The following is a 17,428-nucleotide window of genomic DNA, read 5'->3' on the forward strand; positions in this document are numbered from 1 at the left end:
CCGCGGCGGCTCGTTCCGCAGCGGCCTTCTAGCCAATTGGCCATTTCCCCACCCCGGCGGCGACAGCTAACAAAATTATTGACTGCCGCGATAGCGCTCTCCAAAACATTGCACATTTTGGTTTGCAGAGATGCCACTTTTATCGACGCAATCTGGGGCCGCCCTCGCTGATTGTGTCCACCATCGTCCCACCTCAGCCTGCGTTTCCTGTTGACAAGAGGCGCACAGTCTGGGATGTTTATCGGGATTAGCTTGGTCAAACAGCTGGGGGAGAAATGTCGACCGTTGCCACTCGTTTCACAAAATTCCAGGTAGGTGCCGCCGCAGCGGCTCTCACCGCCGCCACCGTACTCACGCCCGTCGCGATCTCGCCGACGATGGCCTATGCAGCTCCGAGCATCTCTTCGTTCACGGAGGGCGTCGGCGCAGGGGTTACGTCGCTTGTCAGTCCAGTCGTCACACTCGCCGCACCGGCCGCCGCTGCGGACCCGTGCGCTGGCGTGGACTTCTCCGTGGGGTGCTACGCGGTAGCAGGATTTGCCGCCGGAACCCAAGCCATCGTCAGGGGCGCGGTCGTCTTCATCGGAACCGCCGCCTACGTCGTGGCCCAGGGCACAGGTCAGATCTTCAAGGTAATCGGCAGCTTCATCCCGGGACCGGTCGGCGCCTTCTTCACGAGCGTGGGCGACGGGGTAAGCGCCTTCGCCAACACTATCGCCATAACCTTCCAGGTCGGGCCCTACCAAACCGCTCAGTAGAACGAGGACTTGGACGCAACTCGTCAGTCAATGCCAGCAGGCATCTGGCGAGTTGTTTTCATTGGCCAACTTTTTGTAGCTGTTCTACTGGTGCAGACTGCAACTGGAGCATGGGGAATGTACTGAGTGGGCCTGTTTTCACGGCGTCGGTCTAACGACGATTCGATCGTCGAAGACGATCATGAGGGGCGGCACTGGATCAGGCGCCGCCCAGTTGCTTGGGCAGGGCTCGCGGTACTGGTCGTCGTGATCGCTTTCGCCTGCTGGCTCGGGTTCCGGGCGCAAGCAGCCAAGACCAATCTCGAACAAGCGCGCGCCAGCGCGCAGCAGACCAAAGATGCTCTTTTGCAAGGCAATACGGCTGACGCAACGCGCTTTGCAGGTGATGCGCAGTCGCACGCGCAGGCGGCGCGGGACGCAACGCACAGCCTGCCGTGGAACATCGCTTCCGTCGTGCCATGGTTGGGCAGCCCCTTCAAGACCGGGCAACAAATATCCGACGTCGTGCTCGGCCTGGCCGCCGAGGTGTTGAAGCCCACTGCATACGCCGGTGCAACTGTCGCGCCGAGCCAGCTGCTGGCTGACGGCCGGCTGGATGTGGAGGCGCTGCGCCGAGAAGAGCCGGCGCTGAGCACGATCGCAGCAGCCGCTGCCCGGCTCGACGCTGACGCCCAGGCGATTTCGGATCCGCGGTATCTCTCGGTGCTCGGCGAAGCCCGATCACGATTACAAGCCCAGACATCGGACATCGCGCACCTGCTGGGCGGCACGGCGCTTGCCGCCCGGCTCGCGCCGTCGATGATGGGCGCCGACGGCCCACGCACCTATTTCATCGGCTTTCAGACCAACGCCGAAGCACGAGGCACCGGGGGCTTGCTCGGGGGATTCGGAATCCTACGATTCGACGACGGCGAGCCCAGTGTGGACACGCTAGGGCAAAACACCGAGTTTTTCGACAAGTCATTCACACCCATCAGCCTCGACCAAGATTTCGACCAGCAGTACGGGTTCACCAAACCGACAACTGACATCAAGAACAGCAATCAGAGCGCACACTTCCCATACGCGGCACAAATCTGGAAGTCGATGTGGGCCCAACAGTCAGGGATGGACGTCGACGGAGTCATCGCCATCGACCCGGTCGCCTTGAGCTACATCCTTGGCGCTACCGGACCCGTGGTGATGCCAGATGGCGAGACGGTGACGGAGAGCAATGTCGTCGAACTCACCGAGTCGACTGTCTATAACCGGTTCCCCACAGACCAATCCGCGCGGAAGCAGTATCTGCAGGATGTTGCCAGCGAGGTGGTCAAGAAGATTAGCGGCCCGGTGAAGTCTCCTCGCACGTTGTTCGACGCCTTGGGTCGAGCGGTCAGCGAGCGCCGAATCGCGGTCTGGAGCTCCTCGCCGGCCGAGCAGCAGCTTCTGGAGGAAACTCCGCTGGCCCACGTGATCCCCGACGATCCGGCGCCATACGCCGAAGTCGTCATCAACAATCTCGGCGGCAACAAGATGGACTACTACTTGGACCGGCAGATCGAGTATGTCGCCGACGGATGCGATGGCGATACACGACTTTCGACAGTCACGGTTCGGTTGACCAACACACTCTCAGATGCGACTTCATTGTCGGATTACGTCGCAGGGAAAATGGGATTCTTCACTGGACTCGCGGACAATATTCCAAAAGGCGCAATGCTGACTTCGGTCCGCCTTCTCGCAACCAAGGGTGCACAAGTTATTGGTGTCCTTGCCAATGACACAAGGATTCGTGTCTTTGGAGCCGCAGAGCGCGGCCACCCGAGCTATGAAGCTCAAGTGGCGATACCGCCCGGAAAGACGGCCGTTCTGACGTTCCGGCTCTCCGAGCCGACAGCTCCGGGTGAGGCGCGGGTGCCGGTTCAGCCATTGATCGACAATGTGACTCCAACGGTTTTGGTGCCAACGTGCATGGGTTAGTGCGCAGAACGCCGCGGATTGTCGGGCCCGTCAATCCTCTTGCGTAAGTCGTCTGTCTGAACTGTTGGTCGTCCCGGCATTCAGAGCGCCCCGCCCCAGCGCATACACCTGCCAGCCGGCCTGCGACCAGTAGTCGTAGTCGACTGCGTTTCGGGCGTCGAGCAGACGAGGTCCTCGCACCATGGTCCGCAAGTGATGCGGATCGACGTTGCGGTACTCGTCCCATTCCGTGGCGAGGACGATGAGGTCGGTGTTGCGACACGCGTCTTCGATGTCGTGGCAGTACGTCAGGGTAGGGAACTGCTGGCGCGCGTTGGGGATGGCCTGAGGGTCGTGCACCCGGACGGCAGCGCCCTTGAGGTGCATTGCAGCGGCGACGTTGAGGGCCGGTGAGTCCCGCACGTCGTCACTGTTCGGTTTGAATGCTGCCCCCAGCACGGCGATGTTCTTGCTCAGGAAGTTACCGCCGAGCATGCCGACGGCGACGGCGACGACCTTGTCGCGTCGGCGCATGTTGATCTTGTCGATCTCGCGGAGGAACGTCAGCGCATCCGACGCACCCAATTCGCCCGCGCGAGCGCTGAAGGCACGAATGTCCTTGGGCAGGCAGCCGCCGCCGAACCCCAGCCCGGCCTTGAGGAAGCGGGGGCCGATCCGCTCGTCGTAGCCCAGCGCTTGGCTGAGGGTGACGACGTCGGCATTGGCTACCTCGCATATCTCGGCCATCGCGTTGATGAACGAGATCTTGGTGGCAAGAAAGGAGTTCGCGGCAACCTTGACCATCTCAGCCGTCGCCAGGTCCGTGGTGATGTGCGGCGTGCCGTCGCCGATGATCTTTCCGTACACCTCCAACAGGGCCTTCTCGGCGTGCTCCGAGGTCACCCCGAAGACGAGCCGGTCGGGATGCAGGGTGTCCTGCACTGCGAAGCCCTCGCGCAGAAACTCTGGATTCCAGGCCAGTTCGAGCCGAGTACCGTCGCCCGCCAGCTGGTCGGCCAGTCGCTGCGCCGTCCCGACCGGCACGGTCGACTTGCCGATGATCAGCCCGTCGCAATCGGCCACGTCGGCAACCGTTCGGACTGCCGCGTCGACGTAGCGCATGTCGGCCGCATCGGAGCCCAGTTCTTGGGGCGTGCCCACACAGATGAAGTGCAGACGCGCACCACGAATGGCCTCATCGGCGCTGCTGGTGAACCGCAAATGTCCTGTCGCGAGCGCAGATACCAGGATGTCCGCGAACTCGGGTTCGAAGAAGGGCGAAACCCCGCTCGAGAGCAAACCGACCTTCGCCGCGTCGGTGTCGTATCCGACGACGTCGTGTCCCAGGGTCGCCATGCACGCGGCGTGCACGGCCCCGAGATAGCCGGTTCCGATGACACTGATCCGCATCGACACGCCCCTCGCTCCTGACGACTCGGCGAGCCGGCGATTGCGTATTACCCGCGAATGGCGGTCTCACTCGTCGGTGTCAGCGGGCAGACGCAAAACGCCCCGGCACCCATGGGCGGGTTCACACGGTCGTCGCAACACTCTCGATGTGAGAGGTTGCGGCGATCGTGTCGTTTTCGGAGGACTGTGGTGAGTTTGGGGATCGGCTAGCAAAGCTCGTTGATGCTGGTGTGCCGGTCGTGGATGCGGCGGGCGCGCTGGGGATCTCGCGGCAGCGGTGTTATGCGATTCTGCGTGCAACGGGCCGGCCGATGGGGCCGCCGCGGAGTCGGCCGACGGTGGATCCGCAGCAGCTGGTGGCGGTGTTCACGGCGACCGCGTCGGTCAATGCAGCGGCGAAGTCGTGCGGTGTCTCGCATTCCCTGGCCAGGCGCCTGCTGGTGGCCGAGGGCCTGGTAGGCGATGTGCGTCAGCCGGTGGGCAAGCCCGATGCCAAGAGCCGGTTCTTCGAGCTGCTGTCGACGGGCTGGTCAGCCAGTAGGGCTGCGCGCGAGGTCGGGGTCAACGAGCGCACGGCCCGCGATTGGCGCGATGGGATCCGCCGAGTGGGCAAGACACGTGTTCATCCCGATGGCACGGTCACCGATTACGCGACCGGCACGCGGTACACACGGCCGGTGAATAGCACCATGTCCCGCAGGATGGGCGAGGCCCACGCACCTGAAGTCGACGACCGGTACCTGTCGTTGCAGGACCGTCTCGCGATCGCCGACGGTCTCCAGGCCGCCCTGACGCTGACGGTGATCGCTGCCGGGATCGGCAAGCACACTTCGACGGTGTCGCGTGAAGTTCGTGGACGCAGCATCGGCGGGTTGTATCTGCCGTATCGAGCGCATAACGCCGCCGCGGTCGACCGGGCCCGACCCAAGCAGTCCAAACTGGTCACCAACCAGAAGCTGCGCCAGGCGGTGGACGATGGGCTCTCGCTGCGCCACTCGCCCGAGCAGATCTCCCACCGCCTCGTCAAGGACTTCCCGGACGACGAAAGCATGCGGGTGAGCCACGAAACGATCTACCAAGCGTTGTACTTCCAAGCCCGCGGTGGTCTGAAACGTGAAGTGGCTCAGGCACTTCGATCAGGCCGCACACGTCGCAAACCGCACCGCGCACCGGGTGCGCGTACCCACCGGTTCACCGACCCGATGATCATGATCTCCGAGCGGCCGGCCGAGATCGCCGACCGCGCCGTGCCGGGGCATTGGGAGGGAGATCTCATCGTCGGTGAACTGAACAAGACCGCGATCGCCACCCTCGTCGAGCGAGCGACTCGCTACACGCTGCTGGTGCACCTGCCCGACGGCCACGATGCCGAAGCCGTCCGCGACGGCCTGATCGCCACCATCTCGACGCTGCCAGCACATCTTCGAGGATCGCTGACCTGGGACCAGGGCGCAGAGATGGCTCGGCACAAGCAGTTCTCGATGGCCACCGACATGGCGGTCTACTTCTGTGATCCGGCCAGTCCCTGGCAGCGCGGTACCAACGAGAACACCAACGGCCTGCTGCGTCAGTACTTCCCCAAGGGCACCGACTTGAGCGTGTTCGGGCCCGAGGACCTCGAACACGTCAGCCAGCAACTCAACGGCCGCCCACGCAAAACGCTCGGCTGGGATACTCCAGCCGAGCGTCTGCGTGATCTACTAATGACCACTTAACCAGCAGTGTTGCGACGACCCCTAGAAAACGCCATGTGTATGAGTGCCGTGGCGTTCTGGTGCGTCAGGCCGCCTTCTGCTCCGTGTCTCCGGTGCCCGTCTCGGTTTCGGTGGTCGACGTCGTGCCTGCGTCGGCACCCTTGTCGCCACTGCCGGCGGCCCCGGCATCCTTGGCGTTCTCTGCGGCTTCCTTGGCCTTGTCCGCCGCAGCCTGCGTAGCGGCGTCCTTCTCCTTGTCGGCGGCGGCCTTCTCGGCAGCGGCCTTTTCAGTAGCTTCCTTCTCAGCAGCCACCTTGTCGGCCGCGGCCTTGGCGGCAGCCTCCTTGTCAGCGGCTTCCTTCTCGCCAGCGGCCTTGTCAGCGGCCTCCTTCTCCGCAGCAGCCGCCTTGTCCGCCGCCGCTTGTTCCGCAGCCTGCGCTGCGGTGCCGTCGTTCGTCGCGTGATCGCCGGCGCCTTGCGGCACGTCCGCGGTTGTGCCGACGGGTGCATCCAAGGCGACCGGCGTCGTGGTGCCCTCCGCGACTGAGTCGGTGCTCTCCGCGCTGACGCTGCGCGCGGCGAAGGTCGACGCGACCAGCGGCTGGACGACCGGCGCCTGGAGGGTCGCCGGTCCCCCGTTGGTGGCGTCCTGGATGCCCTGCACGATGGCCTGAACGAACTTGATCGAGAAGTCGATCGGATTGAACGTGAACGGGTCGAACGGAAGGACCGACAGCGGCGTGGGCACGCTGGGATCACCGCTGTAGTTGTAGCCCAGATCGATGAGGAGTCGGGTGACGGGCGTCAGCAGGTTGACCAGGGGCTGCAGCACCGTCTTCAGCGGCCCCGGGGCGATGCCGAGGAGCAGGTTGTAGATCGGCAACGTCAGCGCGGGAATCGTGATGTAGGTGTTTCCGCTGCCGTAGCGGCAGTTCGACGGGCTCTGCGTGCAGTTGATCGCCGTTGCCAACGTCTCGTCGGTGTATCCGAAGGGCAGCGTGTCCGTGGGCGCGTTGCCGTTGGGCGGCAGGTAGTAGCCGTGCACGTTCTCGAACGCGGCGAGGGCGTTCAGCAGCGCGAAGGGGTTGCCCCAGTACCGGGGTGCGTTGACCACCGGGTCGTACTCGAACCCGTAGCTGGTGTAGTTGACCCCGGGCGAGGTCATCGGCGGGTTGAAGCTGATGTTGAGGATCGGGATGTACCGCAGGAACGCGAGGCGCTGCCAGAACCCACCGTCGGGGTTCTCGATGCCGCCGATCGTGACGACCTCGACGCGGGCCTTGTCCGCGTCGGACAGGTTTCGGATGTAGCCATTCAGGGAGTCGGCGACGACCGCGCCACCCTGCGAATAGCCGAAGACGACGACGTCCTGGCCACCGTTGCCTGCCCCGTGCAGCGCGGTGTCGATAGCGGCGTTGAGGGCGGCCGTACCCTGGCCGACCGAGTCGTCCCAGGTGTTGCAGCGCTGAAGCGTGCACCAGTTATTGAAGATGAACAGCGGGAAGAAGGTCGCGGGGTAGTTGATGCCCTGCAGGTCGCTGCCTTGGCACTGAAGTCCGCCCTTCGGGCCGCAGGCCGTGGTGGTCAGGTAGCGGTCGCGCGCTTGCTGCGTGTAGCCCGGAACGATGTTCGCGTTCGGGGTGCCGGTACCGGGCACGATCAGCGCGACGGCGCCGAAGGCCAGCGCGGCGGAGAACGCCGAGGCGATCGCCAGTCCGACGACACCGAGCATCGCGACGAAGAGAACGCCAATGGAACGAATGATGCGACGCATGCCGACCTCCACTTACCGCGTCTTCGAGTCACGCGAGCGCTGACCCCTTGGGCATGCTCGCACGAGGGTTAGCACCGCCGGGGCCAATTGACTCCGACGACGGTGTCGGATCGGGGACGCGCCGTTCGTCGAAGGGGTAGAGAGTGGGACGGAGGGTTCTGCTCGCTAACCGGAGGTATCCCGATGCACTACTTCGCCCTGCTGCTCAGCCCCGAGAGCACCTACCCCGCCGACCCTGCCGACCAGGCTGCCGAGATGGCGGCTTATCAGGACTTCCATGCCACCGCGGAACGCTCCATTCGTGGCGGTGACGCACTGCTGCCGTCGGCGACCGGCGTGCGCATCACCGGCGGACGCGACCAGCCGAGCGTGACGGACGGCCCGTTCGCCGAGGGCGCCGAGGTGGCCGGCGGCTACTACGTCTTCGAGGCCGACGATCTCGACCAGGCGCTCGGGCTCGCCGCGCAGATTCCGGCCGCCAAGTACGGCGCCGTCGAGGTCTGGCCGATGGCCGGTGACGGTGCGACGTCTCCCCTGGAGGGCACCAACTGGCTGGCGCTTCTGCTCGAGCCACCGGCGGTGCCGTCGGCTCCAGGCAGCGAGCATTGGCAGCAGCTCGTCGCACAGCACGGCGAGTTCCATGCCGCGGCCGGCGAACACGTCAAGGGTGGCGCCGGGTTGCATCCGCCCAGCACCACGACGACGGTCACCGTGCGCGACGGCAAGGCGTCGTTCACCGACGGCCCGTTCGCCGAGGGCGCCGAAGTCGCCAACGGTTTCTACGTGCTGTCGGCCACCGATCGTGACGAGGCCGTCAAGATCGCCTCGATGATCCCGGCGACGTCAGTCGAACTCCGACAGCTCGCCGGTATCTCGGGGCTGTAGCCGTCGCTGAATGCCCAACCTGGACGGCGTGTTTCGACGCGAGTGGGGTCCGGCCGTCGCGGCGCTGGCCCGCTGGTCGGGCGACCTGACCGTCGCCGAGGACGCCGTCCAGGAGGCCTTCGCCGACGCCTTGCGGACGTGGCCGCGGGACGGCGTGCCGGACAACCCCGGCGGCTGGGTCGTGGCGGTCGCCCGCAACCGGGCTCTCGATCGGCTCCGCCGCGAATCGAGCCGACCGGGAAGGGAACTCGCCGCCGTGATGGACAACGCGTGGGCCCGCGTCGACGGCGTGCCGGTGCATCCCGTGCGCGATGACGAGCTGCGGATGATGTTCACGTGCGCCCACCCTGCCTTGGACGGGGCGTCGCAGCTCGCGTTGACGCTGCGCCTGATCTCGGGGCTGACGGTGCCCGAGATCGCGCGGGCGCTGTTGCAGTCCGAGGCGGCGGTGGGGCAGCGAATCACGCGGGCCAAGGCCAAGATTCGCGGCGCGAACATTCCGCTGCGGGTGCCGCCCGCCGAGCTGCTATCCGACCGCGTCCCGCACGTGCTGGCGTGCATCTACTCGGTGTTCACCGAGGGCTACTGGTCCACGGCTGGCCCGTCGGCGATCCGCGACGAGCTGTGCGACGAAGGCATCCGCCTGGCCGGCGAGATGTGCGCGTTGATGCCCAACGAGCGCGACGCCCAGGCGTTGGCGGCGCTGATGCAGCTGCACGATTCGCGGCGCGCGACGCGAGTCGACGATGCTGGGGCGCTGGTGCCGCTGGACGAACAGGACCGGTCGGCATGGGACCGTGGAAAGATCACCCGCGGACTCGAGCGGCTGCGGCTGGCCGAGGGGTCGACGGGCGCCTATCTGCCGCAGGCGGTGATTGCGGCGGCGCATGCGACGGCGCCCTCCTTCTCGGAGACCGACTGGCCGCTGATCTGTTTGGCCTACGACCGAGTGATCTCCTTGACCAACTCCCCCGTCGCGACGGCCAACAGGGCGCTGGCGGTCGGGTTCCGGGACGGTTTCGACGCCGGTCTGCGCGCGCTGGACGAGGTGGCCGACGATCCGCGCTTGGCGCGGTCGGGCACGGTGGCGTCGATCCGGGCGGATCTGCTGCGCCGGGCGGGCCAGTTGACGGAGGCTGCGCAGTGGTACCGGTTAGCGTTGGAGCGCAACGGGTCCGAGCCGGCGCGAGTATTTCTGCGGCGGCGGCTGGTGGAGATGGGGTGACGAAGCGAGTTTCAGGCTGCGGCCTGCTCCAAGCTGACCGACATTTGCGTGTCAACCGGCTCGACGCTCGTCAGCTTGTGCTCGGCCACCGGCGGCACTACGTGACCACCGAGGCTCTGGACCGCTCGGAGCGCCTTGACGGGTACGACGAGGACGACGACCTGAAGGGCCGCAACCGCCAGGAGTGGCCAGATCAGGCCGGAGAACACCGTTAGCGCAGTGACTGCGCTAAGACCCATGCCGTGAGACGCCCGGCGCCTGAACGCGATCACCCCGATGACCATAAACGCCGGTATGAACCCCACCAAATAAAATAGAAGCCAACTGGCCATATCCAACCCCCCCGGCTGACCCAGCCCCCCGGCTGGGTATAGATAGGACCAATACTGACCCCGACGGCAAAAATTCGCAAGATCTTGGCCGGATCGGCTTGCATAGCCGTTGGAACTCGACCGGTCCCGAGCGGTGTTCGTGCCCAGCGGCGTCGGCAACGCCTCTCAGAGGCTGGTACCCCACGCGGCGGCGTACGCGTACTGGTCGAGAGCACTACTCCCGATGCTCCCTACACGTTCCGGACCCTGGCCGACGAGACGGTGGCGATCGATTGTCCATACCGGTAGTACGCGGCACGGAACTCGGCCATCCCGCGTTCGAATTCAGATAGCCACACCGCCGGTAAATCCGGGGAACGGGCGGTCCACCTAATCGAGACGGCGGTTCCGGGAGAGCCACGCGTCACGTTGCAACCACTGGTTGGCGACCTCGTTCCCGTGGCCTCGAAACCTGCATGCATTGGATGATTCGTGAACGCTTGCGAGTGGACAAATCCGATTGCGACCATCGCGATGCGTTGGGCGCTAAAGGAGCGTCGCCAACGATGTGAGCGGTATGGTTGCCCAAGCCGTGACTTCGGACAACGGAGCTGAGGGGCCAAGGGGGCTGGGTAACCAGTGGTGAGGGGCAGAAACCGATATGGATGTACGGGGCTTCGTAAGGTTGCTGCGTTCCCGTTGGCTCATAGTCTGCGTGACGGTGCTCGTTGCGGTACTCGGAGCAGTGACCGTCACGCTTCTCACAACGCCTTTGTATCAGGCGTCCACCAGGCTTTTTGTGTCGACAACATCCGGTGCCTCAGTGAACGAGCTGTACCAAGGGAATTTGTTCTCGCAGCAGCGCGTGCTCTCCTACACGGAGTTGCTCCGAGGCGAAACCTTGGCGCAGCGCACCATCGATAAATTGGGACTAAACACGACCGCGGAATCGCTGAGCGCCAACGTCGAGGCTACTGCGAAACCCGATACGGTTTTGATCGAGGTGAAGGTCCACGACGAATCGCCCGTTCGAGCGCGTGACATCGCAAATACGCTGTCCGACGAATTCGTCGGAATGTCACGCGAACTGGAAACGCCGGGTGACGGATCGATCCCCGACGCGCGCGTGATTGTCGAACAGCGTGCAACTGTTCCTGCAGAACCTGTGGTTCCGAACACGAAGCGCAACCTTCTCGCCGGACTTGGCATTGGTTTGCTGCTTGGCGTGGGCCTTGCAGTGATCCGAGACCGACTGGACAACACCGTGAAGGACCAAGAAACCCTTGAGGAGATCACCAAGACTGGTCTCGTAGGCACGATTCCGCTGGATAAGGAACGTCGGGAACATCCGTCGATCTCCTTTGAGAACGACAATTCTGCAATCGCTGAGTCCTTTCGCAAACTTCGCACCAATCTCCAGTTTCTCGCCGTTGACAACCCGCCGCGTTTGATCGTCGTTACGAGTTCTCTGCCGGGCGAAGGTAAGTCAACGACCGCCATCAACATTGCTCTCGCGTTGGCGGAGGGTGAACACAACGTGGTGCTCGTCGACGGCGACATGCGGCGTCCCATGCTGGCCAAGTATCTCGACGTAGTCGGCACCGTCGGATTAAGCACAGTACTGAGCGGGGCCGCCACGTTATCGGAAGTGCTTCAGAAGACGAGTACACCGGGGCTGACCGTTCTCGCCTCAGGACCGACCCCACCAAATCCGAGCGAGTTGCTCGGATCCTTGGCGGCGCAGAAGATTTTGAGTGAACTGCGCTCGCAATTCGACTACGTCATCGTGGATTCTTCACCTCTTCTTGCAGTCACCGATGCCGCCATTCTTGCGACCAGTGCCGATGGTGTCCTTATGATGGCCCGATACGGGCAGACCAAACGAGAGCAACTCGCGCATGCGGTCAGGAACCTAGAGGGTGTGGGCGTTTCACCTCTCGGCACGGTATTCACGATGACGCCTCACCGCGGAAACGACTACTACAGCTACAGCTACAGCTACTACAGCGAAGCCACACCAAAGCAGGCCGCTGGCACCAGCGGCAAACGTGGCCGCCGGCGCCGTAGCGACACGTAATGCCCGTTGAGCTCCACCGTGTCGCCTTCAATTTCCGCAAGAGTCAGCGAAGTCGTCGCTCGACGAGATGGAGGGCGACAAGTTCTGACTCGAGCGACGGCAAGCTCTCCAAAACGTCCATCTCCGCGCAGTCGAAAGGCCGGACTGACAGCCGTTGCCGCCCATAGTTATTGGGGATCGCACATCCGCTTCGCGATAGTCGAGGGGGTTGCAACGCACAGCAAGCTAGCCTCTAGTATTCTGCGACTTGGGGGTGGCAATGGGGATCAGTACTTCAGGACTAACGACCTTGAGCATCTGCGGAAGTAAAGCAGAGTGTTTCCAACGTCGAAATGAGTGACGTGGCCCAACCGCGGCGCGTGTCGGCAGTCATCCGAGCCTTGAACGAAGGCCAGCACATCGGTCGTCTGTTGAGGGGTTTGGACCAACAAACCGTCAAGCTTGACGAGATCATTCTCGTCGACTCCGGGTCGACCGATGACACCGTCGCGATTGCCGAGGCGGCAGGCTGCACTGTCGTGCGCATTGCCAAGAACGAGTTCTCGTTCGGGCGAGCACTCAACAGAGGGTGCGCTGCAGCGACCGGCGACATTCTCCTCTTCGCGTCCGCACACGTTTACCCCGTGTACGACACATACGTAGAACATCTCGTCAGTGCCTTCGATCGTCCGGGCGTAGCCATCGCCTATGGACGTCAGATTGGCGATGAGCGGACGAAGTACTCCGAATCGCGCGTGATGCTCAAATGGTTTCCGACCGAGAACATCTGGGACCAGGGCCATCCATTCAGCAATAATGCCAATGCCGCAATCCGCAGGTCAGTTTGGCAGGCATCGCCCTACGACGAGACTCTAACCGGGCTTGAGGACCTTGATTTTGCGCGAAAGGCCATTGCGAGCGCCCATAAGATCGCCTACGTCGCCGATGCGCCGGTAGTTCACGTGCATGAGGAGACTTGGGGCGTCATTCGCAACCGGTATCGGCGCGAGGCGATCGCATACGCGCGCATCGTCGAGGGGTCGAAGATGTCTCTGCCACGAGCTGTCGCCCTCGCGTTGACGAACATCACCGGTGATTATCTCGGCGCCGCTAGAGCCAACCGCCTCCACAACAATGTGATCGGCATTCCGTTGTTCAGGCTGGCACAGTTCATCGGCACCTGGGAAGGCTTCCGTCAGCCAGACCACGTGTCAGAGCGGCTCCTGGAGCGGTTCTACTATCCCGCCAACTCACAGCAACAAGTCCCCACTGCCGCACCCGGTCGGAAGATCGAGTACTCCGAAGGCACATAGACAAACCCCCGTGGAGAGCAATGAACTGCACCGTCGCCGTCGTCCCAATGCGCCACAACAGTGAGCGCGTCCCGGGCAAGAATTACCGCCACCTCGGTGGAGTTCCGCTGTACCACCATGTAGTCCGTACGTTGAGCGAGGTAGCCGAGATCGACCTCATAGTGATCGACACGGACAGCGAATTCATCATCGATGACTGCGCCGAGTGCTTCCCGGACGTGCGGGTGCTCCTCCGACCTGAGCACCTTCGCGACGGCGCTATTGCAATGAACGACGTGCTGATGAACACGCTCAACCAAGTCGACGCCGACATCGCCCTACAGACTCACTCCACGAATCCGTTCTTGAAAGCTGAAACCGTGTCTGGCGCGCTGAGAAAATTCAAGGAACGCGATGGCGCATTCGACTCCATGTTCAGCGTCACACGATTGCAAGCCCGACTTTGGGACGCCGAGTGCCAGGCAGTCAACCACGACCCCTCGGTCCTCCTCCGCACGCAGGATTTGGCGCCGCTGTTCATCGAGAATTCATGCTTCTTCATCTTCACTCCAGACCTTTTGCGGGAACGTGGAAATCGGGTCGGCGCTCTCCCTCTCATGGTCGAGATGGCCCCCCTAGAGGCAATCGACATAGATACCGAAGAGGATTTCGCAATGGCCGCAGCCATTGCCGCGAGCATCGAGGTCAACAGATGAGCCTGCCGCTGATTCTGGTCACATGCCGCCAGATGCAAGTCGAGCTTCCACGACATCGTCAACGGATCGAAGACCTCGGGTTCGAGGTCCTGGCGCCGGATCTCAATGGCCGTCAACAGTTCACTGCGAGAGACTTACTCGAATATCGGTCTCACCTGGTAGGAATCATCGCCGGCGACGACGAGCTTGACCGCGAGTTCTTCGACGGTGCAACGAGATTGACGACCGTGATTCGATGGGGCATCGGAATGGACTCGGTTGATCACGAAGCCGCTCGAGAGCACGGGGTGACCGTTCGCAACACGCCCGGTGTCTTCGGCTACGAGGTCGCCGATTCGGCATTCGGCTTCATCCTGAACCTCGTGCGAGGTTACCTCTCCATAGATGCCGCAGTCCGGCGCGGCGAATGGCCGAAAGTGGAGGGGATAACGCTTGCGGGCGCGCGACTCGGAGTGGTGGGTTTTGGCGCGATCGGACGTGAGATCGCCAAACGCGGTGTGGGGTTTGGCATGGATGTCGTCGCCTTCGACCCATATGTCCCCGCTGAGGCGGCGCAGGCGGCGATGGTTGATCTCGAGTCGCTGTTGGCAACCAGTCGCTTCATCGTGTTGGCCTGCCCGCTGACACCTGAGACGTACCATCTGATAGATGCCGACCGTCTGGCCCTAGTGAGCCCGGATGCCTACCTAGTCAATGTGGCAAGGGGGCCAGTTGTTTTGGAATCTGACCTCATCGATGCTCTCAGGAACGGTCAGCTGGCCGGAGCCGCTCTCGATGTCTTTGAGGTAGAGCCCCTCCCCCTCACTAGTGAACTCCGGACGCTACCGAACGTGATGCTCGGCGCACACAACGCATCGAACACTCGCGAAGGAGTCGTCCGCGCCAGCAATACTGCCGTCGAATTCCTTCTCGAGGAGCTGGCGCCTTGACCCGGGCCGTAGTCATTACCGGAGCCGCGGGCGGAATTGGCGCAGCCCTGTGCGAACGGATGCGGCTGGACGGCTATGTCGCAATCGGCATCGACCGCAACCCCGCACCGGCGGCCGACGTGGATGTGCAGCTCGACCTTTCGAAATCTGATCAATTGGTGGAGCTCGGCCAGGAACTGGCAAGGGACTACGAGCTAAAAGCCGTGATCCACAATGGCGCGGTGCAACCTCTCGGCAGGGCCGGCGAGACATCACTTGGAGAGTGGATAGATGCGCTGCGGGTCAACGTCATTGCGGTCGACGCACTCACTTCGGGTACCCGAGAGAACCTAGCCACCAACGACGGATCGATTGTCGCGATCAGCAGCGTCCACGGCCGCGCAACTTCCGGCGGAGTCACGGCTTACGCCACGACGAAGGCCGCGTTGGAAGGATGGGTTCGATCTGCCGCTATGGACCTTGGCCCAGATATTCGGGTCAACGGTGTCTCTCCAGGGGCGATAGATACGGCGAAGCTACGCGAGGGGTTTGCACGCTGGGGTGATGAATCGGCCGAGACACGAAAGGCAGTTTTGCGGCAACGAACGGCCCTGCGTCGCATAGGAAACCCAAGCGACATCGCCGGGGCCGTCTCATTCTTGATCGGCGGCGATGCCCGTTTCATCACTGGCACCGTTCTGGTCGTCGATGGAGGCGCGACCGCACGTTTGGGTTCCGAGTGACTAGAGCGTGGCACAGGCTCTCAAACAGTCGCGTCTCATTCGGTTTCTGATGGGTTTGTGATGTCCCGTCACAGGAGCGTCGCCAAACGACGGCCCGCATTCAAGCGATCGCCAGGCCAGGATCGGGCGGGTTCAACTGGCAGTGCAGCTCTGACCTATCTCTTGCTCGCTGGTCTACAGCGAGGGATCTCGCTGCTCATCCTGCCGTTCATTTCGCACGTCATGTCGCCGGCCGAATATGGAGCCGCGTCCATGCTCACGGCGGCGGCCGTTCTCTTGGTGGCTCTGCTAGCGCAACCACTCGACGCTTTGGTCTTCCGAACGGTTCCCAGAGGAGGCGAGGACGCACCTCGACTCCTTCGCGCTACAGGATTGTATTGTTATCTACTCCTGCCTATGGCGGCGGCCGTGGTCGCCGCGTTGTTTGCAATGTTCGTCCCACATTTTCTCGGCGTTTCAGGCTCGTTATGGGCCATTGAAATTCTCGCAATTGGTTTCCAGCCAGCAATGACAGTGTTTGCACTCCCCATGGTGCAGTCCCGCAGGGACTTGCGAAGATTTGTTTGTCTCGCCGGCGCATCGATCATCGTTCTCACGGCGTCCAAGTTGACGCTGCTAGTCGTCTGGGAAATGGGGGTTCTCGGGTGGGTTATTTCCGATCTGACCACCGCGCTGATATCCGCATTACTTGCCATGATGATCGTCCGCCCTCCGCGCGCCCGTTTAACTAAAGCAGATATCGTCACTGTCTCAAAGTTCGCCATACCCCTCATTCCCCATAAGGCGTCGTACTGGGCGATCACATCTTTAAGTCGACCCGCCTTGGCCACCGTGGCATCATTGACGCAAGTAGGCTTGCTCTCGCTTGGCTTGAACATGGCGTCGACTGTCACGCTGGTGGTAACTGAAATCAACCGAGCAGTACAACCAAATTATTCGCGGGAGACCTTTCCCGCTCCTACGCACCACACCTATGCCGTTGTGAGGTGGCAGGTCCTGGCAGCTATCGCTGTGCCGGCTGCTGTCGGTGCGGCACTGGCGATGTTCGGACAATGGATCTTTGCCTCCTCCTACTGGCCGGCGTTTGCCTTGACGGGCATTCTTCTGGTTGGGCAAGTTGCATATGGGCTGTACCCGATTGTGATCAATTATCTAGTATTGACGGCCGGTTTACCGAAATACAGCGCATTCGCGACCGGAACGGGGGCGGTAATAATATTGGGTTCCATATTCGTAATCGGGCGTGAATTTGGAGCAACAGGGGTCGCGTACGCGACTACGGTTGGGTACATCGCGATGACAGCGGTAGCAATCCTGCTGACGCGCTTCACCAAACTCGAAATAGCATGGCGCGCTTGGGCGGTACGCTGGCCTGAACACGCGCTCGGCACCGTGGCTCTGGGTTTCACCGTCGCGGCGCTGTCCCTACCCGTGGGGTCCTGGCTGAGCCGTGCTTTCGCCGGGGTGTGCCTCACCGTCCTGATCGGCACTGCGCTCATGGTTGCACGACCCAGGTCGCGCATCCAGGCTGCGCCTACGCAATGAGGCGCCATATCTGGCGCCTCCGCGTGTCACTTCCAGTAACATTTCGTGAATCCCCGCGACGCATTTCGCGGGTCGGGGTTCACGTCTAAGCCGAGGTGGGGAATTGTCTGCAAGAGACGCGGCCACGCCACCCTTCTCTAGGTGGCGCGAGAGGCTATCTACGAGCCCTGAAC

General features: G+C 62.8%; 14 protein-coding genes. 11 read left to right on the forward strand and 3 right to left on the reverse strand.

Translation table 11 applies throughout. The features are described from left to right. Positions 1 to 275 precede the first annotated feature (275 nt). Together QUE68_RS23885 and QUE68_RS23890 are read left to right on the forward strand one after the other, a co-directional pair. Positions 276 to 758: a hypothetical protein gene (locus QUE68_RS23885; protein ID WP_284228760.1), complete on the forward strand. Its 483-nt coding sequence runs from the start codon at positions 276 to 278 to the stop codon at positions 756 to 758. 126 nt (positions 759 to 884) lie between these two features. After that, positions 885 to 2,717 (forward strand): DUF4012 domain-containing protein, encoded by a 1,833-nt coding sequence (locus tag QUE68_RS23890; RefSeq protein ID WP_454786305.1) that lies wholly within the window; start codon positions 885 to 887, stop codon positions 2,715 to 2,717. A 30-nt stretch (positions 2,718 to 2,747) separates the two neighbouring features. Here the strand turns inward: QUE68_RS23890 and QUE68_RS23895 are convergent, their stop codons facing one another. Further along, on the reverse strand, positions 2,748 to 4,106 hold the full coding sequence (locus QUE68_RS23895) for a UDP-glucose dehydrogenase family protein (protein WP_284231319.1): 1,359 nt from the start codon (positions 4,104 to 4,106) through the stop codon (positions 2,748 to 2,750). 515 nt (positions 4,107 to 4,621) lie between these two features. Here QUE68_RS23895 and QUE68_RS23900 point away from each other — a divergent pair. Continuing rightward, positions 4,622 to 5,821, forward strand: coding sequence for an IS30 family transposase (locus tag QUE68_RS23900; RefSeq protein WP_454786388.1), 1,200 nt, complete (start codon positions 4,622 to 4,624; stop codon positions 5,819 to 5,821). Between the two features lie 64 nt (positions 5,822 to 5,885). On the opposite strand, the gene QUE68_RS23905 is transcribed toward QUE68_RS23900, so the two are convergent. Continuing rightward, positions 5,886 to 7,574 (reverse strand): PE-PPE domain-containing protein, encoded by a 1,689-nt coding sequence (locus tag QUE68_RS23905; protein WP_284235071.1) that lies wholly within the window; start codon positions 7,572 to 7,574, stop codon positions 5,886 to 5,888. Between the two features lie 183 nt (positions 7,575 to 7,757). Between QUE68_RS23905 and QUE68_RS23910 the strand changes: the two genes are divergently transcribed. Beyond that, positions 7,758 to 8,459 carry a YciI family protein gene (locus QUE68_RS23910; protein ID WP_284228762.1) on the forward strand — a complete coding sequence of 234 codons (702 nt, stop codon included), beginning with the start codon at positions 7,758 to 7,760 and terminating at the stop codon, positions 8,457 to 8,459. Between the two features lie 10 nt (positions 8,460 to 8,469). Next, a complete protein-coding gene (locus QUE68_RS23915; protein WP_284228763.1) occupies positions 8,470 to 9,684 on the forward strand; it encodes an RNA polymerase sigma factor in 1,215 nt (404 codons plus the stop codon). Positions 9,685 to 9,695: 11 nt separating this feature from the next. Here the strand turns inward: QUE68_RS23915 and QUE68_RS23920 are convergent, their stop codons facing one another. Beyond that, the gene (locus QUE68_RS23920; protein WP_284228764.1) at positions 9,696 to 9,956 is read right to left on the reverse strand and encodes a hypothetical protein; all 261 of its coding nucleotides are present in this window, start codon (positions 9,954 to 9,956) and stop codon (positions 9,696 to 9,698) included. A gap of 700 nt (positions 9,957 to 10,656) precedes the next feature. Between QUE68_RS23920 and QUE68_RS23925 the strand changes: the two genes are divergently transcribed. The 6 genes from QUE68_RS23925 to QUE68_RS23950 all read left to right on the forward strand — a co-directional run bounded on the left by QUE68_RS23925 (position 10,657) and on the right by QUE68_RS23950 (position 17,255). Further along, entirely contained in the window at positions 10,657 to 12,072 is a 1,416-nt protein-coding gene (locus QUE68_RS23925; protein ID WP_284228765.1) for a tyrosine-protein kinase domain-containing protein, read from the forward strand. 359 nt (positions 12,073 to 12,431) lie between these two features. After that, on the forward strand, positions 12,432 to 13,364 hold the full coding sequence (locus QUE68_RS23930) for a glycosyltransferase family 2 protein (protein ID WP_284228766.1): 933 nt from the start codon (positions 12,432 to 12,434) through the stop codon (positions 13,362 to 13,364). A gap of 20 nt (positions 13,365 to 13,384) precedes the next feature. Continuing rightward, on the forward strand, positions 13,385 to 14,059 hold the full coding sequence (locus tag QUE68_RS23935; RefSeq protein ID WP_284228767.1) for an acylneuraminate cytidylyltransferase family protein: 675 nt from the start codon (positions 13,385 to 13,387) through the stop codon (positions 14,057 to 14,059). After that, the gene (locus QUE68_RS23940) at positions 14,056 to 14,988 is read left to right on the forward strand and encodes a phosphoglycerate dehydrogenase (protein ID WP_284228768.1); all 933 of its coding nucleotides are present in this window, start codon (positions 14,056 to 14,058) and stop codon (positions 14,986 to 14,988) included. Before QUE68_RS23935 ends, QUE68_RS23940 begins: the two co-directional genes overlap by 4 nt. Then, positions 14,985 to 15,710, forward strand: coding sequence for an SDR family NAD(P)-dependent oxidoreductase (locus QUE68_RS23945; RefSeq protein WP_284228769.1), 726 nt, complete (start codon positions 14,985 to 14,987; stop codon positions 15,708 to 15,710). Before QUE68_RS23940 ends, QUE68_RS23945 begins: the two co-directional genes overlap by 4 nt. Before the next feature lie 60 nt (positions 15,711 to 15,770). Beyond that, on the forward strand, positions 15,771 to 17,255 hold the full coding sequence (locus QUE68_RS23950) for a lipopolysaccharide biosynthesis protein (protein WP_349816681.1): 1,485 nt from the start codon (positions 15,771 to 15,773) through the stop codon (positions 17,253 to 17,255). The last annotated feature ends 173 nt before the right edge of the window (positions 17,256 to 17,428 follow it).

Source organism: Mycolicibacterium sp. TUM20985 (assembly GCF_030295745.1).
GTDB lineage: Bacteria > Actinomycetota > Actinomycetes > Mycobacteriales > Mycobacteriaceae > Mycobacterium.